This is a genomic window from Amycolatopsis sp. NPDC049252, assembly GCF_043197175.1.
Classification (GTDB): Bacteria; Actinomycetota; Actinomycetes; order Mycobacteriales; family Pseudonocardiaceae; genus Amycolatopsis.
Map to the genome: position 1 here is coordinate 77,283 of NZ_JBICSQ010000026.1, position 25,779 is coordinate 103,061.

At 74.4% G+C, this 25,779-nt stretch carries 3 protein-coding genes; all 3 read left to right on the top strand.

What is annotated here, in order from left to right:
• Nucleotides 1–8 precede the first annotated feature (8 nt).
• Genes ACGFMK_RS25615 through ACGFMK_RS25625 form a run of 3 tightly spaced genes read left to right on the top strand, consistent with a single transcriptional unit; the run spans nucleotide 9 to nucleotide 25,779 of the window.
• Nucleotides 9–10,307, top strand: a complete 10,299-nt coding sequence (locus ACGFMK_RS25615; protein WP_392767969.1) for an SDR family NAD(P)-dependent oxidoreductase — start codon at nucleotides 9–11, stop codon at nucleotides 10,305–10,307.
• Nucleotides 10,304–11,014 carry a hypothetical protein gene (locus ACGFMK_RS25620; RefSeq protein ID WP_392767959.1) on the top strand — a complete coding sequence of 237 codons (711 nt, stop codon included), beginning with the start codon at nucleotides 10,304–10,306 and terminating at the stop codon, nucleotides 11,012–11,014. The genes ACGFMK_RS25615 and ACGFMK_RS25620 overlap by 4 nt, the downstream gene beginning before the upstream one ends.
• Nucleotides 11,011–25,779 carry a type I polyketide synthase gene (locus tag ACGFMK_RS25625; RefSeq protein ID WP_392767962.1) on the top strand — a complete coding sequence of 4,923 codons (14,769 nt, stop codon included), beginning with the start codon at nucleotides 11,011–11,013 and terminating at the stop codon, nucleotides 25,777–25,779. The genes ACGFMK_RS25620 and ACGFMK_RS25625 overlap by 4 nt, the downstream gene beginning before the upstream one ends.

The window sequence follows — 25,779 nt, forward strand, 5'->3', positions numbered from 1 at the left end:
CAGCCATGGTGAACGAAGAGAAGCTCCGCGATTACCTCAAGCGGGTGACCGCCGACCTGGCCCAGACCCGGCAGCGGCTGCAGGAGGTCGAGGCCGAGCCGATCGCGATCGTCGCGATGAGCTGCCGGTACCCGGGCGGGATCACGAGCCCGGAAGACCTCTGGCGGCTCGTCGAGTCCGGTGTGGACGGTGTGACGCCGTTCCCGCGCGACCGCGGCTGGGACGTCGAGAAGCTGTACCACCCGGACCCCGACCACCCCGGCACGTCGTACTCGGCCGAGGGCGGGTTCCTGCACGACGCGGCCGAGTTCGACCCGGCGTTCTTCGGGATCAGCCCGCGTGAAGCGCTGGCCATGGACCCGCAGCAGCGCCTGTTGCTGGAGACGTCGTGGGAGGCGTTCGAACGGGCCGGCATCGACCCGGTTTCGTTGCGCGGCAGCCGAACCGGCGTGTTCGCGGGAGTGATGTACCACGACTACGCGTCGCGGCTGCCGGCGGTGCCCGAGGGTGTCGAGGGGTACCTCGGCACCGGTAGCTCGGGCAGCGTCGCCTCGGGCCGGGTGTCGTTCACCTTCGGGCTGGAGGGCCCGGCGGTCACCGTCGACACCGCGTGTTCGTCCTCTTTGGTCGCGCTGCACTGGGCGTGCCAGGCGCTGCGCCGCGAGGAGTGCACGATGGCGCTCGCGGGCGGCGTGACGGTGATGTCCACGCCGGCCGCGTTCATCGACTTCAGCCGCCAGCGCGGCCTGGCCGCCGACGGCCGCTGCAAGGCGTTCTCCGCCGACGCGGACGGCACCGGCTGGGCCGAGGGCGCCGGGATGCTGCTGCTGGAAAGGCTCTCCGACGCGCGCCGCAACGGACACCCGGTGCTCGCGGTGATCCGGGGGAGCGCGGTCAACTCCGACGGCGCCAGCAGCGGCCTGACCGCGCCCAACGGCCCGTCGCAGCAGCGCGTGATCCGCCAAGCGCTGGCCGACGCCCGACTGTCCACTACGGACATCGACGCCGTCGAAGCGCACGGCACCGGCACCAAGCTCGGCGACCCGATCGAAGCCCAGGCGCTGCTCGCGACCTACGGCGCCGAGCGCGCCGGCGAGCCGCTGTGGCTGGGTTCGTTCAAGTCCAACATCGGGCACGCCCAGGCCGCGGCCGGCGTCGGCGGCGTGATCAAGATGGTCCAGGCCATCCGCCACGGGGTCCTGCCCCGGACGCTGCACGTCGGCGAGCCGTCGCCGCACATCGACTGGTCGGCCGGGGCGGTCGAGCTGCTCACCGAGCAGCGTGAGTGGCCGTCGGTGGACCGGCCGCGGCGGGCGGCGGTGTCGTCGTTCGGGTTCAGCGGGACCAACGCGCACACCATCATCGAGCAGGCGCCCGCGGAAGAGCCCGGCGCAGTGTCGCGAGTGGACGTTCCGGCGGTGCCGCGGATCGTCTCGGCCCGCTCGCCGGAAGCGCTGTCCGCACAGGTCGAGGCGATCCGCGAGCTGACGGCCGACCCCGCCGACGTCGCCCACGCGCTGGCGACCGGCCGGGCCGCGCACGAACACCGCGCGGTCCTGGTCGGCGACATCACCGTGACGGGCGTTGCCGGGGAAGGGAAACTGGCCCTGCTGTTCACCGGGCAGGGCAGCCAGCGGATCGGCATGGGGCGTGAGCTGTACGCCGCCTACCCGGAGTTCGCGGCCGCGTTCGACGCCGTCTGCGAGCGCCTCGAGCTGGACCACGACGTCGTGTTCGGCGACGACGCCGACCGGCTGGACCGGACCCGGTACACGCAGGCCGCGCTGTTCGCGGTCGAGGTGGCGTTGTTCCGGCTGGTCGAGCACTGGGGCCTGCGGCCGGACCTGGTGATCGGGCATTCGATCGGGGAGATCGCCGCCGCGCACGTCGCCGGGGTGTTCTCGCTCGACGACGCCGCCAAGCTCGTCGCGGCGCGCGGGCGGCTGATGCAGGCGCTTCCCGAGGGTGGCGCGATGGTGGCCATTCAGGCGACCGAGGCCGAGGTTTCGGTATATCTGTCTGACCGGGTGACCATCGCGGCGCTGAACGGCCCGGCCTCGGCGGTCGTCTCGGGCGATGAAGACGCCGTGCTGGCCGTGGCCGCGCATTTCACGGATCGCAAGACCAAGCGGCTGACGGTCAGTCACGCGTTCCATTCGCCGCTCATGGACCCGATGCTGGATGAGTTCCGCGGTATAGCTGAGTCTCTGTCATACGGTAAGTCGGTTATACCGTTGGTCTCGAGTGTCACCGGTGAGCTGGTGACGGAGTTCGACGCGGGCTACTGGGTGCGGAACGTCTGCGAGACCGTCCGGTTCGCCGACGCCGTGACCGCGGCGCACGAGGCCGGCGCCCGCACGTTCGTCGAGCTGGGCCCGGACGGCGTCCTCTCCGCGCTCACCTCCCAGTCCCTCTCGGAGGTTCAGGCGCTGCCCGTGTTGCGCGCCGGCCGTCCCGAGCCCGAGACCGCCGTGGCCGCGCTCGGCCTGGCCTGGGCGAACGGCGCACCCGTCGACTGGACGCGGCTGCTGCCCGGTGACCACGCGCGGGTCGACCTGCCCACCTACCGCTTCCAGAAGGAGCACTTCTGGCTGTACCCGGCGCGGACCTTCACCGGCTCGGCCAGCGGCTTCGGCCTCGGCCCGGCCGACCACCCGCTGCTCGGTGCCGCGGTCGGCGTCGCCGGGGCCGAGGGCGGGCTGCTGCTCACCGGCCGGCTCGCGCTGGACAGCCACCCGTGGCTGGCCGAGCACGCCGTCGGCGGCACCGTGCTGCTGCCCGGGACCGCGTTCGTCGAGCTCGCGGTGCGGGCCGGCGACCAGGTCGGCGCGCGGAGCGTCGAGGAACTGACATTGCACGCGCCGCTGGTGCTGCCCGAGCGCGACGCCGTCCACGTGCAGGTGTGGGTCGGCGCCCCGGACGAGCAGGGCCGCTACCCGTTGACCGTCCACTCGCGACTCGAGAGCGCGCTCGCCGACGAGCCGTGGACCCAGCACGCCGAAGGCGCCCTGTCCGAGGCCGCGATCCCGGCCGAGCCGCTGGGGGAGTGGCCCCCGGCCGGCGAAGCGATCGACCTGTCCGGCCACTACACCGCGCTCGCGGAGGCCGGGTTCGGTTACGGGCCGTCGTTCCAGGGCCTGCGTGCGGCCTGGCGCCGCGGCGAGCACGTCTACGCCGAGGTCGCGCTGCCGGACGAGCGCGCGGCGGCCGGCTTCGCGCTGCACCCCGCGCTGCTCGACGCCGCGCTGCACGCCATCGGGCTCGGCGCCTTCGTCGAACCGGGCCGCGCGCACCTGCCGTTCGCCTGGTCCGGCGTCGCGTTGCACGCCACCGGTGCGACCGAGCTGCGCGTCCGCCTCTCGTCCACTGTGGACGGCGTCTCGCTGACCGTCGCCGATGGCGCGGGTGCGCCGGTGGCGACGGTGTCGTCCTTGGCCCTGCGCCCGCTGGCGAGTGTCGAACGCGGCACCGACGCGCTGTTCGGCGTCGACTGGGTGCCGGTGCCCGCCGAGACGACCGTCGACGGCCGCTGGGCGCTGCTGGGCCCGGACGCCGGGCTGGACGTCGAGCGGTACGAAGACTTCCTGGAGCTGGACGAGGAGCTGGAGTCGGCATCGGCGCCGGACGTGCTGGTGCTGAACCTCACCGGTGACGTCCACGAGCGCGGGCACCTCGCCCTCGCCCTGCTGCAGACCCTGCTCACCGACGCCCGTTTCGACGAGACGTCGCTGGTCGTGCTCACCCGTGGCGCCGCGGTGCTGCCCGGCGAGGACGTCACCGATCTCGCCGGTGCGGCCGCCGGCGGGCTCGTGCGGTCGGCGCAGGCCGAGCACCCGGGCCGCATCGCGCTCGTCGACACCGACGGCTCGGTGGCGCTCAACATCGCCGTTTCCGCTGGTGAGCCGTATGTCGCGGTGCGCGGCGGGCGGGTACTGGCACCGCGGCTGACTCGCGTCAGCGCCTCCGGTGGGACGTTCGCCGGGCTCCGGCCGGACGGCACGGTGCTGGTCACCGGGGCCACCGGCGCGCTCGGCAGCGCGGTCGCGCGGCACCTGGTCACGACCCACGGCGTCGGGCGGCTGCTGCTGACCAGCCGTCGCGGGCCGGCTGCGCCCGGGGCGTCCGAGCTGGTGACGGACCTGCGCGGGCTGGGTGCCGAGGTGACCGTGGCCGCGTGCGACGTCGCCGACCGTGCCGCGCTGGCCGCGTTGCTGGCCGAGCACCCGGTGACCGCAGTCGTGCACGCCGCCGGGGTCCTCGACGACGGCGTGCTGTCGACGCTGACGGCCGACCGCCTGGACGCCGTGCTGCGCCCGAAGGCCGACGCGGCGCTCAACCTGCACGAGCTGACCGACGACCTCGACGCGTTCGTGCTTTTCTCTTCGGCAGCCGGGGTCTTCGGCAACGCCGGGCAGGGCAACTACGCCGCCGCAAACGCTTTCCTCGACGCCCTCGCGGCCCACCGGCGCGCCCAGGGACTGGCGGCGACGTCGCTGGCCTGGGGCCTGTGGGACGACGGCATGATCGACGGCGCCGACGTCGGACGGCTGGGCCGTGGCGGGGTCGCCGCACTGTCCACCGAGGACGGACTGGCGCTGCTCGACGCGGACGCCGGGCGGGCCTTGGTCGTGCCGATCCGGCTGGACCTGGCCGGGATCCGGGCCGGCGGGGACGTCCCGCCGCTGCTGCGCGGGCTGATCCGCACGGCCACCCGGCGGACCGCGGCGGCCGGGCCGACCGGCTCGCCGCTGGCACGCAAGCTCGCCGCCACGCCCGAGGCCGATCGTGAGGCCCTCGTGCTGGCCACGCTGCGCACGCAGATCGCCGCGGTGCTCGGGCACGCGGCCGCCGACGACGTCGACGTCACGCGCACGTTCGGGGATCTCGGGTTCGACTCGCTGACCGCGGTCGAGCTGCGCAACCGGCTGGGCGCGGCCACCGGGCTGCGGCTGCCCGCGACGCTGATCTTCGACTACCCGACGCCGGCCGCGCTGGCCGGGCAGCTGCGGACCGACCTGCTCGGCGAGGTCGCCGAGGCCGAGGCGGTCACCGCGAAGACCGGGGTCGACGAGCCGATCGCGATCGTCGCGGCCGCTTGCCGCTACCCCGGCGGCGTGCGCAGTCCCGAGGACCTGTGGGACCTGGTGCGCGAGGGCCGGGACGCGATCTCGGCGTTCCCGGACGACCGCGGCTGGGACGTCTCCGGGCTCTTCGGCGGCGACCCGGACCGCGAGGGGAGCAGCCACGCCTCCGAGGGCGGGTTCGTCTACGACGCGGGTGAGTTCGATCCGGCGTTCTTCGGGATCTCGCCGCGTGAGGCGATCGCGATGGACCCGCAGCAGCGGCTGCTGCTGGAGACCTCGTGGGAGGCCGTCGAGCGGGCCGGGATCGACCCGGTTTCGTTACGGGGCAGCAGAACCGGGGTGTTCGCCGGGGTGATGTACCACGACTACCTGTCCCGGCTGCCCGCGGTTCCGCCGGGCGTCGAGGGCTACCTGGGCACCGGTGGGTCCGGCAGTGTCGCGTCCGGCCGGGTGTCCTATGTGCTCGGTCTGGAGGGTCCGGCGGTCACGGTCGACACGGCGTGTTCGTCCTCTTTGGTCGCGGTGCACCTGGCCGCGCAGGCCCTGCGTTCCGGCGAGTGCACGATGGCGCTGGCCGGTGGCGTGACGGTGATGGCGACGCCGGGCGCGTTCGTCGAGTTCAGCCGCCAGCGCGGGCTCGCCTCCGACGGCCGTTGCAAGGCTTTCTCGGCCGACGCGGACGGCACGGGCTGGGCCGAGGGCGCCGGCGTGCTGCTGCTGGAGCGCCTGTCCGACGCGCGGCGCAACGGTCACGAAGTGCTCGCGGTGGTCCGGGGGAGTGCGATCAACCAGGACGGTGCGTCCAACGGCTTGACCGCGCCGAACGGCCCGTCCCAGCAACGTGTCATCCGCCAGGCCCTTGCCGACGCCGGTCTGTCCACTTCGGACGTCGACGTCGTCGAGGCGCACGGGACCGGGACGTCGCTCGGCGACCCGATCGAGGCGCAGGCAGTGCTGGCCACCTACGGCGCCGAGCGTGCCGGCGAGCCGCTGCTGCTGGGCTCGGTCAAGTCGAACCTGGGGCACACGCAGGCCGCGGCCGGCGTCGCCGGGATCATCAAGATGGTTCTCGCCATGCGTCACGGCGTGGTGCCGCGGACGCTGCACGTAGGCGAGCCGACCCCGCACGTCGACTGGTCGGCCGGGGCGGTCTCGCTGCTGACCGAGCAGCGTGAGTGGCCGTCGGTGGACCGGCCGCGGCGGGCGGCGGTGTCGTCGTTCGGGTTCAGCGGGACCAATGCGCACACGATCATCGAGCAAGCGCCTGTCGAGCCTTCGCGTGTCGTACCGGGGGTGGACCGTGCGGTGCCGGTGGTCGTCTCCGGTCGTACCGACGCGGCTTTGCGTGAGCAGGCGCAGCGGTTGCGGGACCACCTTTTTGGCCGGGATTTCCGCGTCGCCGACGTCGCGTTTTCGCAGGCCACGACGCGGACGCTGCACGAGCGTCGGGTGGTGCTGACGGCGGAGGAACCCGGTGCTTTGCTGGACGCCTTGGGTGCTGTCGAGACCGGGGCGGCCGCGGGTGGTCTGGCGTTCCTGTTCACCGGGCAGGGCAGTCAGCGCTCGGCCATGGGGCTTGAGTTGTACTCCGCGTTCCCGGTGTTCGCTTCCGCGCTGGACGCGGTGTGTGCCGAGTTCACTTTGGACACTCCTCTTAAGACGGTTCTGTTCGAAGTGAACTCGCTTCTTGATCGGACTGACTACACCCAGGCCGCGTTGTTCGCGCTTGAGGTGGCGCTGTTCCGGCTGTTCGAGAGCTGGGGTGTCAAGCCGGGGCATCTGGCTGGGCACTCGATCGGTGAGATCGTCGCCGCGCACGTCGGCGGGGTGCTGTCGCTGGCTGATGCGGTGACTTTGGTTGCCGCTCGGGGCCGGTTGATGCAGGCGCTGCCGTCGGGTGGGGCGATGGTGGCTTTGCAGGCGACCGAGGCTGAGGTTTCGGTATATCTGTCTGACCGTGTGACCGTCGCGGCGCTGAACGGCCCGTCCTCGACGGTCATCTCGGGCGACGAGGACGCGGTGCTGACCGTCGCCGAGAAGTTCGGTGACCGCAAGACGAAGCGCCTGGTGGTGAGCCATGCGTTCCACTCGCCGCTGATGGACCCGATGCTGGATGAGTTCCGCGGTATAGCTGAGTCTCTGTCATACGGTAAGTCGGTTATACCGATAGTCTCGAACGTCACCGGCGAGCTGGTGACGTCTTTCGACGCGGATTACTGGGTGCGGCACGTGCGGGAGGCCGTGCGGTTCGTTGATGGCGTGCGGACGCTGGAGGCGGCTGGGGTCACGACGTTCGTGGAGCTGGGGCCGGACGGTGTGTTGTCCGCGATGGCCCAGGACACCGTGGCCGTGACGGCGGTTCCGGCGCTGCGCAAGGGACGCCCGGAGGTTGTTTCGGCGGTCACGGCGCTTGGTGCTGCGGTCGCGGCGGGCGCAACCCCGGACTGGACGGCGGTGTTCGCCGGGACCGGTGCGCGGCGGGTTGCCCTGCCGACCTATGCCTTTCAGCGGGAATGGTTCTGGCTGCACCCGCCGGCGATGGTCGGCGATGTCGCCTCCGCGGGCCTCGGTGCTGCCGGGCATCCGCTGCTCGGGGCGAGCGTCGACCTGGCCGGCGACGACGCCGTCGTGTTCACCGGGTTGCTGTCGCGGCGGACCCACCCTTGGCTGGCCGACCACGCCGTCGGGGGCACCGTACTGCTGCCCGGCACCGCGTTCGTGGAACTCGCTCTGCGGGCCGGTGACCAGGTCGGCTGTGGTCGCGTCGAGGAGCTGACGCTGGCCGCGCCGCTCGTCCTGCCCGAGAAGGAATCCGTGCAGCTGCAGCTTTCCGTTGGCGCGCCTGGCGAGTCCGGGCTGCGGGACCTCACGCTGCACTCGCGCACCGGGGACGGCGAGCCGTGGACCGTGCACGCCACCGGTGCTCTCGCGAGCGGCGCGCCCACTCCCGAGATGCTCACCGAGTGGCCGCCCACTGGCGCTGAATCCGTTGCGGTGGAGGGGATCTACGACGACCTCGCCGTGGCCGGGTTCGACTACGGGCCGGCGTTCCAAGGGCTGCGGGCGATCTGGCGGGACGGCGAGGACGTCTACGCCGAGGTCGTCCTGCCCGACGACGCCGAGGCGAGCCGGTTCGGGCTGCACCCGGCGTTGCTCGACGCCGCACTGCACGCGATGTCGCGGGGGAGCACCAAGACGGGAGGCGACGGCGGGCCGCGTCTGCCGTTCTCCTGGTCCGGCGTCTCGCTGTACGCCACCGGCGCCACCGCCCTGCGGGTCCGGCTGCGCCCGGCCGGCGCCGACGCGATCGCGCTCGACGTCACCGACCACGCCGGTACCCCGGTCGCCCGCGTCGAATCGCTGGTGGTGCGGCCGCTGGCGCTGCCGTCCGGGGGTAACGTCGAGTCGCTGTTCCGGATCGGCTGGCAGCCCGTCGCCCCGGTCGCGCACGGCGTCCGGCAGCTCGCCCTGGTCACCGCCGATCCCGCCGCGGCCGAGGCGATCGGCGCGGTGGCGTACGAGAACTTCGTCGACGTCCTCGACGACGACGGCCCGGCGCCGGACACGCTGATCGTGCCGGTCACCGGCGGGCGCACCGCCGCGGCCGCGCACGAGACCACCGGGTTCGCCCTGGCGCTGGTCCAGGCCGTGCTCGCGGACGAGCGGTTTGCCGCGACCCAGCTGGTGCTGCTCACCCGGGGCGCGGTCGCCGCGGCCGAGGGTGACACCGTGCCGGACCCGGCCGCCGCCGCGGTCTGGGGTCTCGTCCGCACCGCGCAGTCCGAAGAGCCCGGCCGGTTCCGGCTGGCCGACCTCGACGACGACGTCGAGTCCTCGAAGGCACTCGCCGGGGCGCTGGCCACCGACGAGCCGCAGCTGGCCGTACGCGCCGGGAACGTCTTCGCGCCGCGGCTGGCGCGGGTGCCGCGACCGGACGGCGAGCTGCGGTTCCGGCCGGGTGGCCGGGTCCTGCTCACCGGCGCGACCGGCGCGCTCGGCCGGGTGCTCGCGCGGCACCTGGTCACCGCGCACGACGTCCGGGACCTGCTGCTGCTCAGCCGCCGGGGTGCGGACGCCGAACTGGCGGCCGAACTCTCCGGATTGGGGGCCGACGTGCGGATGCTCGCCTGCGACGTCGCCGATCGCGACGCGCTGGCCGCCGTGCTGGCGGAGCACCCGGTGACCGCCGTGGTGCACGCGGCCGGCGTCCTCGACGACGGCGTCCTGCCGGCGCTGACTCCCGAGCGGGTCGGCGCGGTGCTGCGGCCGAAGGTCGACGCCGCCCTCAACCTGCACGAGCTGACCGGTGACCTCGACGCGTTCGTCCTGTTCTCCTCCGCGGCCGGCGTGTTCGGCAACGCGGGCCAGGGGAACTACGCCGCCGCCAACACCTTCCTGGACGCGCTGGCCGCACACCGGCGCGCCCGTGGGCTCCCGGCGACGTCGCTGGCCTGGGGCCTGTGGGACGACGGGATGGCCGGCGGCGCCGACGTCCGGCGCCTGAACCGGGGCGGTGTCGCCGCACTGTCCACAGAGGAGGGTCTGGCGCTGTTCGATGCCGCGGTCGCGACCGGTGACGCGGCGCTCGTGCCGGTGCGGCTCGACCTCGCCGCGGCCCGCGCCCAGGGTGAGGTGCCCGCGCTGCTGCGGGGTCTCGTCCGGGCCCCGGCGCGGCGTGGCGTCGACGTCTCGGCGGGGGCCGGGGCGGCGCTGACCGCGCGGCTGTCGACCGCGTCGCCCGAGGATCGCGAGCGGATCCTGCTGGACGTGGTCCGCGGGCAGGTCGCCGCGGTGCTCGGGCACGCCGACGCCGGCCTGGTCGAGCCGGACCGGGCGTTCAAGGAGCTCGGGTTCGACTCGCTGACGGCGGTGGAGCTGCGCAACCGGCTGGCCGCGGTCACCGGGCTGCGGATGCCCGCGACGCTGGTGTTCGACCACCCGACCCCGCTGGACCTGGCCGCGCGGCTCGCCGCCGACCTGGCTCCGGACGGCACGGCGGCGGTCACCGCGCTCCTGGCCGAGCTGGACCGGCTCGGCGCCGCGCTGACGCAGGTGGTGCCGGACGAGTCCGGCCGCGCCCGGATCGCCGGGCGCCTCCGCGGCCTGGCGTCCGCCTGGGACGGGGCGGAACCGGAAGAGGAGAAGTCGGTCGCCGAGGACCTGGAAGTGGCGTCGGACGACGAGATCTTCGACTTCATCGGCAAGGAGTTCGGCATCTCATGACGACTCGACTCACCACCGCCAACGGCCGGCCCGCCATCGGGATCGGCCGACGCACGGCCTGGGATGGCCGACCCGCCACCGAGATCGGCCAACACACCGACGGGCAGGGCCGACCCGCCGCCGGGATCGGCCGACGCACGGCTCGGGATGGCCGACCCGCCGACGGGATCGGCCGACACATCACCCGGACCGGCCGACACGCCAACGCCAACGGCCAACTCGCCGACCGGAGTGGCCAGCTCGCTGACCGGGGCGGCCAACACACCGCCCAGATCGGCCGACACGCCACGCGGATCGGCCAGCTCGCCGACCGGAGCGGCCAAGTCGCCGACCGGGGCGGCCGACTCGCCGACCGGGGCGGCCAACTCGCCACGCGGATCGGCCAGCTCGCCGACCGGAGCGGCCAAGTCGCCGACTGGGGCGGCCAAGTCGCCGACCGGGGCGGCCGACTCGTCGACCGGGGCGGCCGACTCGCCACCCGGAACGGCCATCTCGCCGACTGGGGCGGCCAACACACCGCCCAGATCGGCCAGCTCGCCACCCGGAACGGCCAGCTCGCCGACCGGAGCGGCCAACACACCGCCCAGATCGGCCTACACGCCACCCAGAGCGGCCAACTCGCCGACAGGAACGGCCGACACGCCGGGGCTGGGGCCCGGCGACACACAGACTTCGACGGTTCGACGCTGAGGGGCGCGCTGACATGACCGAACAGAACGACGACAAGCTCAGGTACTTCCTCAAGCGGGTGACCGCCGACCTGCACGAGACGCGGCGCCGCCTGCGTGAGGCCGAGGCCGGGGCGCAGGAGCCGATCGCGATCGTGGCGATGGGGTGCCGGTATCCCGGTGGGGTGCGCACGCCCGACGACCTGTGGCGCCTGGTCGCCGAGGGGCGGGACGGGGTCAGCGGGTTCCCCGCCGACCGCGGCTGGGACCTCGACGCCCTCTACGACGACGATCCCGACGCCGCGGGCACGAGCTACACCCGCGAAGGCGGGTTCCTGCACGACGCCGCGCAGTTCGACCCCGAGTTCTTCGGGATCTCGCCGCGTGAGGCCGTCGCGATGGACCCGCAGCAGCGGCTGCTGCTCGAGACGTCGTGGGAGGCCTTCGAGCGCGCCGGGATCGACCCGACTTCTCTGCGTGGCAGCAAAACCGGCGTGTTCGCCGGAGTCATGTACCACGACTACGCGACCCGGTTGCTGGCCGTGCCCGAGGGTGTCGAGGGGTACCTGTCCACCGGCACCGCGGGCAGCGTCGTCACCGGCCGCGTTTCCTACGCGCTCGGGCTCGAGGGGCCGGCGGTCACCGTCGACACGGCGTGCTCGTCTTCGCTGGTTGCCGTGCACCTGGCCGCACAGGCGCTGCGCAACGGGGAATGCACGCTCGCGCTGGCCGGCGGCGTCACGGTGATGGCGTCCCCGGGCGCGTTCGTCGAGTTCAGCCGGCAGCGCGGGCTCGCTTCCGACGGCCGCTGCAAGGCCTTCTCCGCGGACGCCGACGGCACCGGCTGGGGTGAGGGCGCCGGCGTGCTGCTGCTGGAGAAGCTCTCCGACGCCCGCCGCAACGGCCACCCCGTGCTCGCCGTCGTCCGCGGGTCCGCGGTCAACCAGGACGGCGCGTCCAACGGCCTCACCGCACCCAACGGTCCCTCGCAGCAGCGCGTGATCCACCAGGCGCTGGCGAACGCCGGGCTGGCTGCATCGGACGTGGACGTCGTCGAGGCGCACGGCACCGGCACCCAGCTGGGCGACCCGATCGAGGCCCAGGCCCTGCTCGCGACCTACGGCCAGGACCGCACCGGCGACCCGCTGCTGCTCGGCTCGATCAAGTCGAACCTCGGTCACACCCAGGCCGCGGCCGGCGTCGCCGGGATCATCAAGATGGTCGAGGCGATGCGCCACGGCGTCCTGCCGAAGACGCTGCACCTGGCCGAGCCGACCCCGCACGTCGACTGGGAGTCCGGCGCCGTCGAGCTGCTCGCCGAAGAGCGCGAGTGGCCGGACGTCGACCGCGCCCGGCGCGCCGGGATCAGCTCGTTCGGGTTCAGCGGCACCAACGCCCACGTGATCGTCGAGCAGGCCGAACCAGCCGAGAGCGACGAGCCCAGCAACGACGGCCGGCGGGTTCCGCTGGTCGTCTCGGGCCGGTCCGCCGCCGCCCTGCGCGCCCAGGCCGCCCGCCTGCGCGAGCACCTCGACGAGTTCGACGTCACCGAGGTCGCCTACTCGCTGGCCACCACCCGGACCCTCCACGAGCACCGCGCGGTCGTCCTCGCCGACGAACCGGGGGAGGTCCTCGACGCTCTCGACGCGATCGCCGCGGGGGAGCCCGGTGCGATCACCGGTGTCGCCGGCGCGAAGACCGCGTTCCTCTTCACCGGCCAGGGCAGCCAGCGCGTCGGCATGGGCCGCGAACTGTACGCCGCCCAGCCCGTGTTCGCCGAGGCGCTGGACGCCGTCTGCGCCGCGTTCGCGTCCCGGTTGGACACTCCACTCAAGACGGTCCTGTTCGACGACCCGGACCGCCTGCTCGACAAGACCCGCTACACCCAGGCCGCGCTGTTCGCCGTCGAGGTCGCGCTGTACCGGCTGTTCGAGCACTTCGGCGTCACGCCGGACTTCCTGATCGGGCACTCGATCGGCGAGGTCGCGGCCGCGCACGTCGCGGGCGTGCTGGACCTGCCGTCCGCGGTCGCGCTGGTCGCGGCGCGCGGTGAGCTGATGCAGGCGCTGCCCGAAGGCGGCGCGATGGTGGCGATCCAGGCCACCGAAGACGAGATCACCCCGCTGCTGACCGGTGCGGTGAGCATCGCCGCGCTCAACAGCCCGTCCTCGACCGTCATCTCCGGTGACGACGCCGCCGTGCTGGCCGTCGCCGACCACTTCACCACCCTGGGCCGCAAGACCAAGCTGCTCACGGTCAGCCACGCCTTCCACTCGCCGCGGATGGACGCGATGCTGGAGGACTTCTACGCCGTCGCGGAAACCCTGACCTACCACGAGCCGCGCATCCCCGTCGTGTCCAATGTGTCCGGACGCCTGGCCACCGCTGAAGAGCTGGCCGACCCCGACTACTGGGTGCGCCACGTCCGCCGCGCGGTGCGGTTCGCCGACGGCGTCCGCACACTCGAAGAACGCGGCGTCACGACGTTCGTCGAGCTGGGGCCGGACGGCATCCTCTGCGCGATGACGCAGGAGTGCCTGACCGGCGTCGTCACCGCCGTTCCGGCGCTGCGGGCGACGCGGGACGAAGAGACCACCGTGCGGCACGCGCTCGCGGCCGCCATCGCGGCCGGGGCGTCGCCTGACTGGTCCGCGCTCTTCGCCGGGATCACCCCGAAGCGGGTCGACCTACCGACCTACCCGTTCCAGCGGGCGCGGTACTGGCTCGACGCGCCGGAGATGCCCGCCGGCGCGGCGTTCGGTGCGACGAACGCGCTGGAGTCCGCCTTCTGGGCCGCCGTCGACCGCGGTGACCTGGGCGAACTCGTCGCGACACTGGCCGTTGACGCCGACGACCCGCTGAGCGCGGTGCTGCCCGCTCTTTCCGCGTGGCACAGCCAGGCCGCCGACGAGTCCACTGTGGACGCATGGCGGTACCGGATCGCGTGGAACCCGCTGCCCGAGCCGACCGGGGTCGCTCAGGGCACCTGGCTCGTCGTCGTCCCCGAGGACGTCGAGACGGCGTGGCCCGAGGCGTTGCGCGGGGCCGGTGTCGACGTCCGCGTGGTGACCGGCATCGAGCACTGCGCCGAGCCGGTGGACGGCGTGCTTTCCCTGCTGGCGCTGGACGAGCGTCCGCACCCGGACGCCGCTTCCGTCCCCATGGGCCTCGCGGCCACCGCCGAGCTGATGCGGGACCTGGGCGACACTCCACTGTGGATCGCCACCACCGGTGCGGTCGCGCCGGTTTCGTCTCCGGCCCAGGCCGCGGTCTGGGGGCTGGGCCGGGTGTTCGGCCTGGAACGGCCCGAACGCTGGGGTGGCCTGGTCGACCTGCCCGCCGAGGTCTCCGGCCGCGCCGCCGCCCGGCTCGCCGCCGTGCTGACCGGCACCGAGGACCAGGTCGCCGTCCGGGACAACGGCGTCCTCGCGCGCCGCCTGGTGCCCGCGCCCGCCGCGGCCACGGTCCGGGCCCGGCCGGGCTGGCGGCCCGACGGCGCGACCGCGCTGATCACCGGCGGTACCGGGGCCATCGGCGCGCACGTCGCGCGCTGGCTCGCCACCGCCGGGGCCGCGCACGTCGTGCTCACCAGCCGTCGCGGCGCGGACGCCCCGGGCGCGGCCGAGCTGGCCGCGGAGCTGACCGAGCTGGGCACCCGCGTCACCGTCGCGGCCTGCGACGCCGCCGACCGCGACGCCCTCGCCGCGCTCGCCGCGAGCCTGGACGGTCCGGTCACCGCGGTCTTCCACGCGGCCGGGCTGGGCGAAACCGGGGCCGTCGACGACCTCGTCCTCGACGACCTGGCCCGGATCGCCACGGCCAAGATCACCGGCGCGCAGGCGCTCGAAGACGTATTCCCCGAGCTGGACGCCTTTGTCCTGTTCTCCTCCAACGCGGGCGTCTGGGGTGGCGGTGGCCAGGGCGCGTACGCCGCGGCCAACGCCTACCTCGACGCCTTCGCCGAGCAGCGCCGCGCCCGCGGGCTCAAGGCCACCTCCATCGCGTGGGGGGCCTGGGCCGACGGCGGCATGGCCGAGGGCGAGGCGGGGGAGCAGATGCGCCGCCGCGGGGTCCCGGCCATGGACCCGAAGCTCGCGATCGCCGCGCTGCGCCAGGCACTGGAGCGCGACGAGACGTTCCTGGCCGTCGCCGACGTCGTCTGGGAGCGGTTCTACCCGGCGTTCACCGCGGCCCGGCCGCGGCCGCTGCTGGACGAGCTGCCCGCCGTCCGCGCGCTGCGGGCGGCGGCCGAGCAGGCCGCCGCCGAGCGCACCCCCGAGGCGTCCGCGCTGCACGCGCGGCTGAGCGGGATGTCGGCCGCCGACCAGGAGGACCTGCTCGTCGACCTGATCTCGCAGCACGCCGCCGCGGTGCTCGGCTTCGCCGGCGCGGAGGGGCTCGGCGCGCAGAAGGCGTTCCGCGAGCTCGGCTTCGACTCGCTGACCGCCGTCGAGCTGCGCAACCGGCTGACGGCCGTCACCGGCCTGACCCTGCCGACGACGCTGGTGTTCGACTACCCCTCACCCCGGGTGCTCGCGGAGTTCCTGCGGGCCGAGGTGCTCGGCGTCGCCGCCGACGCCGCTCAGGTCACGGCCGTCGGCGCCACCGACGAGCCGATCGCGATCGTCGCGATGGCCTGCCGTTACCCGGGTGGGATCTCGACGCCGGAGCAGCTGTGGGACCTCGTCGCCGAAGGCCGGGACGCGATCTCGACGTTCCCCGACAACCGCGGCTGGGCGCTGGACGCGCTGTACGACGACGACCCCGAATCGTCCGGCACGAGCTACACCCGCGAAGGCGCGTTCCTGCACGAAGCGGGCCTGTTCGACGCCGGGTTCTTCGGCATCACCCCGCGCGAGGCGCTCACCATGGACCCCCAGCAGCGGCTGCTGCTGGAGATCGCCTGGGAGGCGCTGGAGCGCGCCGGGATCGACCCGGAAACCCTGCGCGGCAGCCGGTCCGGTGTGTTCGTCGGCGGCGCGACGCAGGACTACACCTCGGTGCTGGCCGGCAGCACGGCGAACGCCGAGGGCTACATGCTGACCGGCACGTCGTCCAGCGTGATGTCCGGCCGGATCGCTTACACACTCGGCCTGGAGGGCCCGGCGGTCACGGTGGACACGGCGTGCTCGTCGTCGCTGGTCGCGCTGCACTGGGCGGTCCAGGCCCTGCGCAGCGGTGAGTGCTCGATGGCGCTGGCCGGCGGTGTGCAGGTGATGCCGACGCCCGGGCCGTTCGTCGAGTTCTCCCGCCAGCGCGGGCTGGCCAAGGACGGCCGCTGCAAGCCGTACGCGTCCGCCGCCGACGGCACGGCGTGGGGTGAAGGCGCCGGAATGCTCGTCGTGGAACGGCTTTCCGACGCCCGCCGCCACGGGCACCCGGTGCTCGCGATCGTCCGGGGCAGCGCGATCAACTCCGACGGCGCGTCCAACGGCCTCACCGCGCCGAACGGTCCCGCGCAGCAGAAGGTGATCCGTCAGGCTCTGGCCAACGCCGGACTGTCTACTTCGGACGTAGACGTAGTCGAAGGGCACGGCACCGGTACCACGCTCGGTGACCCGGTGGAGGCGCAGGCCCTGCTGGCCACCTACGGCCGCGACCGGTCCGAGCCCCTCTGGCTTGGTTCGCTCAAGTCCAACATCGGGCACACGCAGGCCGCGGCCGGCGTCGGCGGTGTGATCAAGATGGTGCAGGCCATCCGGCACGGGGTGCTGCCGCGCTCGCTGCACATCGACGAGCCGACCCCGCACGTCGACTGGGCTTCGGGCGCGGTCGAGCTGCTCGCCGAGGAACGGGCCTGGCCGGAGACCGGCCGCCCGCGTCGCGCGGCCGTGTCGGCGTTCGGCGTCAGCGGCACCAACGCGCACGCGATCATCGAGGCACCGTCCGAAATGGACGACGAGACGGCCGAACCGTCTTACCGGGGCTCGATTCCCTGGGTCCTGACCGCACGGACGGAAGGCGCGCTGCGGGCCCAGGCCGCCCGGCTGGCCACTGTGGACGCCCACCCGGTCGACGTCGGCCACGCGCTGGCCACCACGCGGTCGGTGTTCGAGCACCGCGCGGTGGTGCTGGGCCACGACGCCGGAGAGCTGAAGGAGCGGCTCACCGCGCTGGCCGGCGGCATCGCCGGGCACGGCGTCGCGCAGGGCTTCGCCCGCGGCGAGCGTCCGGTGTTCGTGTTCCCCGGCCAGGGTTCGCAGTGGCCGGGCATGGCCGTCGAGCTGCTGGAGACCGAGCCGGCGTTCGCCGCGCGGATGGCCGAGTGCGCCGCCGCGCTGGCCCCGTTCGTCGACTTCCAGTTGATGGACGTCGTTCGCGCGGCCGAGCCGCTCGATCGGGTGGACGTCGTGCAGCCGGTGCTGTGGGCGATCAACGTCTCGCTGGCCGAGGTCTGGCGCGCCTACGGCGTCCGCCCGGCCGCGGTGATCGGGCACTCGCAGGGCGAGATCGCGGCGGCCGCCGTCGCGGGGGCACTGTCCCTTTCGGACGCCGCCCGGGTCGTGGCCCTGCGCAGCCAGGCGATCCTGGCCCTGTCCGGCCGCGGCGGGATGGTCTCGCTCGCGCTTTCCCGCGCCGGTGCGGAAGAACTCCTGGCCGGGTGGACCGGGCGGATCTCGGTCGCCGCGGTCAACGGCCCCGAAGCGACCGTCGTGTCCGGGGACGCCGACGCGCTCGACGAACTGGTCGAGCACTGCCGCGGGCACCACATCCGCGCGCGCCGGATCGCCGTCGACTACGCGTCGCACTGCGCGCACGTCGAGGCCATCGAGGCCGAGCTGCTGCGGCTGCTCGCCCCGATCCGGCCGAAGGACACCGACACGGTGTTCCACTCCACGGTCACCGGCGGCCCCGTCGATACGTCCTCTTTGGACGCTGCCTACTGGTACCGCAACCTGCGCCAGCAGGTCCGGTTCGAGGAGGTCACCCGGGCGCTGCTGGCCCTGGGCCACGAGTCGTTCGTCGAGGTCAGCGCCCACCCGGTGCTGACCGTCGGGATCCAGCAGACCATCGACGACGCCGGCTCGACGGCCACCGTCAGCGGCACCCTGCGCCGCGACGAGGGCGGCCGCGACCGGCTGCTGCTCGCGCTGGCCGAGGCGTTCGCGCACGGCGTCAGCGTCGACTGGGCCGCGGTGTTCGACGGCGCCGGCGCCCGCCGCGCCGACCTGCCGACCTACGCCTTCCAGCACGAGCACTACTGGCCGGAGCCGGCCGCGCCCGCGTTCGCGGACGTGTCGTCGGCCGGGCTGGGCGCCGTCGCGCACCCGTTGCTGGGCGCCGCGGTCGGGCTCGCCGAGAACGCCGGGTACCTGTGCACCGGCCGGATCTCGCGGCAGACCCACCCGTGGCTGGCGGACCACGTCGTCGGCGACATGGTGCTGCTGCCCGGGACCGCGTTCGTCGAGCTGGCCATCCGGGCCGGCGACCAGTCCGGCTGCGGCCGGCTGGACGAGCTGACCCTGCACGCCCCGCTGGTGCTGCCCGAGGCCGGCCACGTGCTGCTCCAGCTCGTCGTCGGCGAGCCGGACCCGAACGGCCTGCGTCCGCTCACGGTGTACTCGCGGGACGAGCACGCGCTGGACGAACAGGGGTGGACGCGGCACGCGTCCGGCCTGCTCGGGTCCGGCTCGTCGGAGTCCGAAGTGGACACCGAGTGGCCGCCTGCGGGAGCCGAAGTGGTGTCGCTGGAGGGTTACTACGACATCATGGCCGACCACGGGTTCGGCTACGGCCCGGCGTTCCAGGGCCTGACCGCCGCCTGGCGGCGTGACGGCGAGGTGTTCGCCGAGGTCACGCTGCCCGACGGCACCGACGCGGCCTCGTTCGGCCTGCACCCGGCCCTGCTCGACGCCGCCGTCCAGGCCGCCGGCCTGGGGCTGGTCGCGGGCGGGCACCTGCCGTTCGCCTGGACCGGCGTCACCCTGCACGCCTCCGGCGCCGCTTCGCTGCGGGTCCGGCTCGCGCCGGCCGGAGACGGCCTCGCGCTGTCGGCGTCCGATCCGGCCGGGCGGCCGGTGGTGACGGTGGAGTCGCTGGTGCTGCGGCCGATGTCGGCCCCGGCACGGTCCTCCGCCGCGGACTCGCTCTTCCGCGTCACCTGGACCGAGGTTCCGGTCACCGAAGAGACGCCGTCGGTCGCGGTGCTCGGCGAGGACCCGTTCGGCCTGGCCGGCGCGTTCGGCGCGGTCTGCCACGACACGCCGAACGCCCTCGCCGAGGCCGACCAGCCCGAACTGGTGCTGGTCAGCTTCGCCGCGGACGACGTGCGGGCGAACGCCGGGCGCGCGCTGAAACTGGTGCGCGGCTGGCTGGCCGACGAGCGTTTCACCGGACGTCTGGTGCTGGTCACGCGCGGCGCCGTCGCGGTCGAGGGCGAGTCGCCCGACGTCGCCACCGCGGCGGTCTGGGGTCTGCTCCGCTCGACGCAGTCCGAGCACCCGGGCCGGTTCCTGCTGCTCGACCTCGACCCGGCCGGCGGCATCCCGGAGGGGGCGCTGACCGGCGACGAGCCGCAGCGGGCGCTCCGCGGCGGGCAGGTCCTGGTGCCGCGCCTGGCGCCGGCGGAGTCCACTGTGGACGTCCTGGGTGCCGAGGGCACGGTGCTGGTCACCGGGGCCACCGGCACGATCGGCTCGCTGCTGGCCCGGCACCTGGTGACCGCGCACGGCGTCCGCCGCCTGCTGCTGACCGGCCGTCAGGGCTGGGCGGCGCCGGGCGCGCCGGAGCTGGCCGCCGAGCTGACCGAGCTGGGCGCCGAGGTGACCATCGCGGCCTGCGACGTCGCCAACCGCGACGCGCTGGCCGAGCTGCTCGCCGGGGTGCCCGACCTGACCGCGGTGATCCACGCGGCGGCGGTGCTCGACGACGGCGTTGTCGAGGCGCAGACCGAAGTGCGTCTCGACACCGTGCTGCGGCCCAAGGCGGACGCGGCGCTGCACCTGGACGAGCTGACCGCGGACCGCGACCTGAGCGCGTTCGTGCTGTTCTCCTCGGCGGCCGGGCTGCTCGGCAGCGCCGGGCAGGCTAACTACGCCGCGGCCAACGCCGTGGTCGACGCGCTGGCCCAGCGCCGGCGCGCCGCGGGCAAGCCCGCGGTCTCGCTGGCCTGGGGCTTCTGGGAGGAGCGCAGCGCGCTCACCGGTGACCTCGACGACGCGGACGTCCGCCGGATGAGCCGCGGCGGCGTGGCCCCCCTGTCGTCTGCGCAGGGCATGGCGTTGTTCGACGCGGCCCTCGGCTCGCCGGACGCGCTGGTCGTGCCGATGCGGCTCGACGTCCGGGCGCTGCGCAAGCAGGCCGCGGCCGGGATGATCCCGCCGGTCATGCGCGGCCTGGTCCGCGTGCCGGGCCGTCGTACGGCCGCGCTCGCGGGCGCGGCCGCGGTCGACTCCGTCGAGGCGCGGCTGGCGGGTCTGCCCGCCGCCGAGCGGGCGGCGTTCCTGCTGGACCTGGTCCGCGGTCAGGCCGCCGCGGTCGCCGGGCACGCGTCGGCCGAGGCGGTGGACCCGGACCGCGCGTTCCGCGAGCTGGGCTTCGACTCGCTGACCGCGGTCGAGCTGCGCAACCGGCTCGGCGCGGCCACCGGCCTGCGGCTGCCCGCGACGATGGTCTTCGACTACCCGGCACCTTCGGCGCTGGCCGCCGAGCTCGACCGGCGGCTGGCCGGTGCGGTCCGGACCGCACCGGTGGCCCGGAAGGCGGCCACGGCCGACGACCCGGTCGTGATCGTCGGCATGGGCTGCCGGTACCCGGGTGGCGTGCGCGGCCCGCAGGACCTGTGGCGGCTGGTCTCCGAAGGCACCGACGCGATTTCGGTGTTCCCGGCCGACCGCGGCTGGGACGTCGCCGGGCTGTTCGACGACGACCCGGACAACCAGGGCACCTCCTACGCCCGTGAAGGCGCCTTCCTCTACGACGCGGGCGAGTTCGACGCGGCCTTCTTCGGCATCTCGCCGCGTGAGGCGATCGCGATGGACCCGCAGCAGCGGCTGCTGCTGGAGACGTCGTGGGAGGCCTTCGAACGCGCCGGGATCGACCCGGGCACGCTGCGCGGCAGCCGGACCGGGGTCTTCGCCGGCGTGATGTACCACGACTACGCGACTTCGCTGGCTTCCGTGCCGGAGGGCGTCGAGGGTTACCTCGGCACCGGCACCTCGGGCAGTGTCGCGTCCGGGCGGCTGTCGTACACCTTCGGCCTTGAAGGCCCGGCGGTCACGGTGGACACGGCGTGCTCGTCGTCGCTGGTCGCGCTGCACCTCGCGGCGCAGGCCCTGCGGTCCGGCGAGTGCGAGCTCGCGCTGGCCGGCGGGGTCACCGTGCTGGCCACGCCGAACGTCTTCATCGAGTTCTCCCGCCAGCGCGGACTGTCCTCAGACGGCCGGTGCAAGTCGTTCGCCGACGCCGCCGACGGCACGGGCTGGGGCGAAGGTGCCGGCATGCTGCTGCTGGAGCGGCTGTCGGACGCGCGGCGCAACGGCCACGAGGTGCTCGCGGTCGTCCGCGGCACCGCGGTGAACCAGGACGGCGCGTCCAACGGCCTCACCGCGCCGAACGGCCCGGCGCAGCAGCGGGTGATCCGCCAGGCGCTGGAGACGGCCGGTCTGGCTGCATCGGACGTCGACGCCGTCGAGGCGCACGGCACCGGCACGAAGCTGGGCGACCCGATCGAGGCCCAGGCGCTGCTGGAGACCTACGGCCAGGACCGCTCCGGCGAACCGCTGCTGCTGGGGTCGCTGAAGTCCAACATCGGCCACACCCAGGCCGCGGCGGGCGTCGGCGGCATCATCAAGATGGTCGAGGCGCTGCGTCACGGCGTGCTGCCGAAGACGCTGCACGTCGACGCGCCGTCGTCCCAGGTGGACTGGACGGCCGGCGCGGTCGAGCTGCTGACCGAGGAACGCGCGTGGCCGGAGACCGGCCGTCCGCGCCGGGCCGGCGTCTCGTCGTTCGGCGTGAGCGGCACCAACGCGCACGCGATCATCGAGCAGGCGCCGCCGATGGCCGCGCCCGAACAGTCCATTGAGGACTCGCGGGTGCTGCCGTGGCTGATCTCCGGGCGGACCGAAGCCGCGCTGCGCGAGCAGGCGGACCGGCTGGCCGCCCGGGTCGCCGGGGAGCCGGAGCTGTCCGCCGCGGCGGTGGCCCGCACCCTGGCCGCGCACCGCGCGACCTGGGAGCACCGGGCCGTCGTGCTCGGCGCGAGCCGCGAGGAACTGCTCGACGGCGTCCGCGCCGTGGCCCAGGGTTCCGACGGTCCGGGCGTTCTGTGCGGAACGGCCGGGCGCGCCGGGGCGGTGGCCGTGCTGTTCTCCGGGCAGGGCAGCCAGCGCGCCGGCATGGGCCGCGAGCTGTACACGACCGAGCCGGTGTTCGCCGCCGCGTTCGACGACGCCTGCGCGGCGCTGGACCGGCACCTCGACCGTCCACTGAAGACGATCATCGAAGAGCCGGATCTGCTCGACCGCACCGGCTACACGCAGCCGGCGCTGTTCGCGATCGAGGTCGCGCTGTACCGGCTGGCCGAGCACGCGGGGCTGCGCCCGGCGTACCTCCTCGGGCACTCGGTCGGCGAAATCACCGCCGCGCACGTCGGCGGGGTGCTCTCGCTGGCCGACGCGGCCGAGCTGATCACCGCCCGCGCCCGGCTGATGGAGGCGCTGCCGGAGGGCGGCGCGATGGTCGCGCTGCAGGCCGGCGAGGACGAGGTCCACCCGCACCTGGGCGACGGCGTCGCGATCGCCGCGCTCAACGGCCCGGAGTCCACTGTGGTCTCCGGCGACGAGGACGCCGTGCTCGCGGTGGCCGAGCACTTCCGCGGTCTCGGCCGCAAGACCAAGCGGCTCAGCGTCAGCCACGCGTTCCACTCCGCGCGGATGCAGCCGATGCTCGAGGAGTTCCGCGTGGTCGCGGAACGCCTGTCCTACGGGCCGCCGGTGGTGCCGATCGTCTCGAACGTCACCGGCGAGCTGCTCGCCGAGGTGGACGCGGACTACTGGGTGCGGCACGTCCGGGCCGCGGTCCGGTTCGCCGACGGCGTCGCCGCCCTGCACGACCTGGGCGTCCGGACGTTCGTCGAGCTGGGCCCGGACGCGCCGCTGTCCGGCCTCACCCGCGAGTCCCTCGACCACGACCCGGCGGTCCTGGCCGTCCCGGCCCTGCGGGGCGACCGGCCGGAACCGGCCGCGTTCGCCGCGGCGCTGGCCGCGCTGCACGTCCGCGGCGTCCGGCTCGACTGGACGGCGCGGGCCGCGGGCTGGGGCGCGGCCCGCGCGGACCTGCCCACCTACGCCTTCCAGCGGGAGCACTACTGGCTGCGGGCGGAGGCGCCCGCCGCCATCACCGCGGCGCCGGACTCGGCGTTCTGGGCCTCGGTCGAACGCGCCGACGCCGGTGCGCTGGCCGAAGCGCTGAACGTCGGCGAGGACGGCCGGGCCGCGCTCGACACCGTGCTCCCGGCGCTGTCCGCGTGGCACCGTCGCCGGCGTACCGAATCCACTGTGGACAGCTGGCGGTACCGCACCGAATGGCACTCGATCCCGGAGCCGGCCGGTGGCGTCACCTCGGGCACCTGGCTCGTCGTGGCCCCCGCCACGCACGCCGAGGACGAGCGCGTCGCCGAGGCCGTGCGGCTGCTCGAGGGCCTCGGCGCGACTGCGGCCGGGGTGGCGCTGGACGACACCGACGCCGACCGCGACCTGCTCGCGGGCGGCCTGCGCACGGTGCTCGACGGCCCGGTCGGCGGCGTCCTTTCGCTGCTGTCGCTCGACGAGACGCACGGGCTCGCGCTCAGCACCGCGCTGGTCCAGGCCCTCGGCGACGCCGGGGTCGAGGCGCCGCTGTGGTGCCTGACCAGCGGCGCCGTCCGGACCGGGACGGCCGACGCGGTGCCCGCGGCGGGCCCGGCCCAGGTCTGGGCGCTCGGCCAGGTGGCCGCGCAGGAGTACCCGCACCGCTGGGGCGGCCTGCTCGACCTGCCCGCCGCGCCCACGGCCGCGGACTGGCGCCGCGTCGGTGCAGTGCTCACCGCAGGCGGCCGTGAGGACGAGGTCGCGGTGCGGCCGGCGGGTGTGCTCGCCCGGCGGCTGGTCCGCGCGCCGATCGGCGACGCGGGCACCCCGTGGACGCCGGAGGGCCCGGTGCTGCTCACCGGCGCGGTGTCGGAGTCGGTCGAGGCCTGGCTCGCCGGCCTGGGTGCCGAACCGACCCGGGACGTCACGGCGGGCGCTCGCACGGTCGTCCACCTCGTGACGCCGTCCTCGCCCGCGCCGCTGGACACGCTCACGCCCAGCGCTTTCGAAGCGGCCGTGCACGAGCAGATCGCCGAGGCACTCGAAGTCGGCGAAGACGTCGACGCGTTCCTGGTGCTCGTGCCGGGCGCGTGCGTCTGGGGCGGGGCGGGGGCGGCGGTCGACGCCGCGGCCGGCGCCCGGCTCACCGCGCTCGCCCAGCGGCGCGGCGCCGGAACCCTGTGCGTCGCCACCGGGCCGTGGGAGGGCACGCCGACCACGCCCGGTGTGGCTCCGCTCGACCCGCGGCTCCTGCTGGCCGCGGTGCGCGCCGCGGCGGGCCGGGGTGAGCGCGGGCTCGTGCTGGCCGACGTCGACTGGGCGGCCGTGGCCCCCGGGCTGCGTGCCACCCGGCCCGCCGCGTTCCTGGACGTGCTGGCCCCCCTCGTCGAGGCCAAGCCGGAGCCGACGCGCCTCGGTGCGCTGGAGGGGCTCGGCTCGGCGACCGGCGCCGAGCGCGTCGGGATCCTGCTCGGCGTGGTCCGTGAACAGGCCGCGTTCGTGCTCGGCCACCGTTCCGCCGACGCCGTCGAAGGCGACCGCGAGTTCCTCGAACTCGGGTTCGCCTCGCTCACCGCGGTCGAGCTGCGCAACCGGCTCACCGAGCTGACCGGCCTCGACCTGCCGCCGGCGTTGGTCTACGAGTTCGGCACCCCGGCCGCGCTGGCCGGGTACCTGGCGGAGCGGCTCGCTGGCACGTCCTCCGTCGAACAGGCCGAAAGCACGCTCGGCGCGTTGTTCCGGCAGGCCTGTGACCAGGGCAAGGCGGGTGACTTCGTCAGCATGCTGATGACGGCGTCGCGGTTCCGGCTCACCGGCGCGCCCGCCGCGTCGCTGGTGCGGCTGGCGCCGGAGACGGCCGAGCCGAGCCTGATCTGCGTCCCGTCGATGACCGCCATCTCCGGCCCGCACCAGTACGCCGGGATCGGCGCCGCGCTGCGCGGCGTGCGCGGAGTGTCGGCGCTGACGGTACCGGGATTCGGGACCGGGGAAGCACTTCCGGACTCGGCGGACGCCGCGGCCGACCTGCTCGCCGACGCGGTCGCCGAGCGGGCCGGCGACGGCCCGTTCGTGCTGGCCGGGCATTCGTCGGGAGCGGTCCTCGCCCACGCCGTCACCGCGCGGCTCGAACAGCGCGGCCTGCGCCCGGCGGCCCTGGTCGTCCTCGACGGTTACGCACCGGGCGGTGCGGGAATCGACGAACTGCTGCCCGGACTGATGGGCGGCATGGCCGACCGCGACGGCCGGTACGCCCCGGTCGACGACGACCGGCTCACCGCGATGGGCGCCTATTTCCGGCTGTTCGAACAATGGCGCGCCCCCGAAGTCACCATTCCGGTCCTGCTCGTCACCGCCGCCGAGCCGATGCCGGAATGGCCCGCCGAAGGCTGGCGGTCGAAGTGGGTTTCCGTCACCACCGAGGCGGAGACCGAAGGCAACCACTACACGATGCTGGAAGAGCACGCCGAGGTCGTCGCCAAGCACGTCAACGACTGGCTGGTCCAGCTCGCCTGA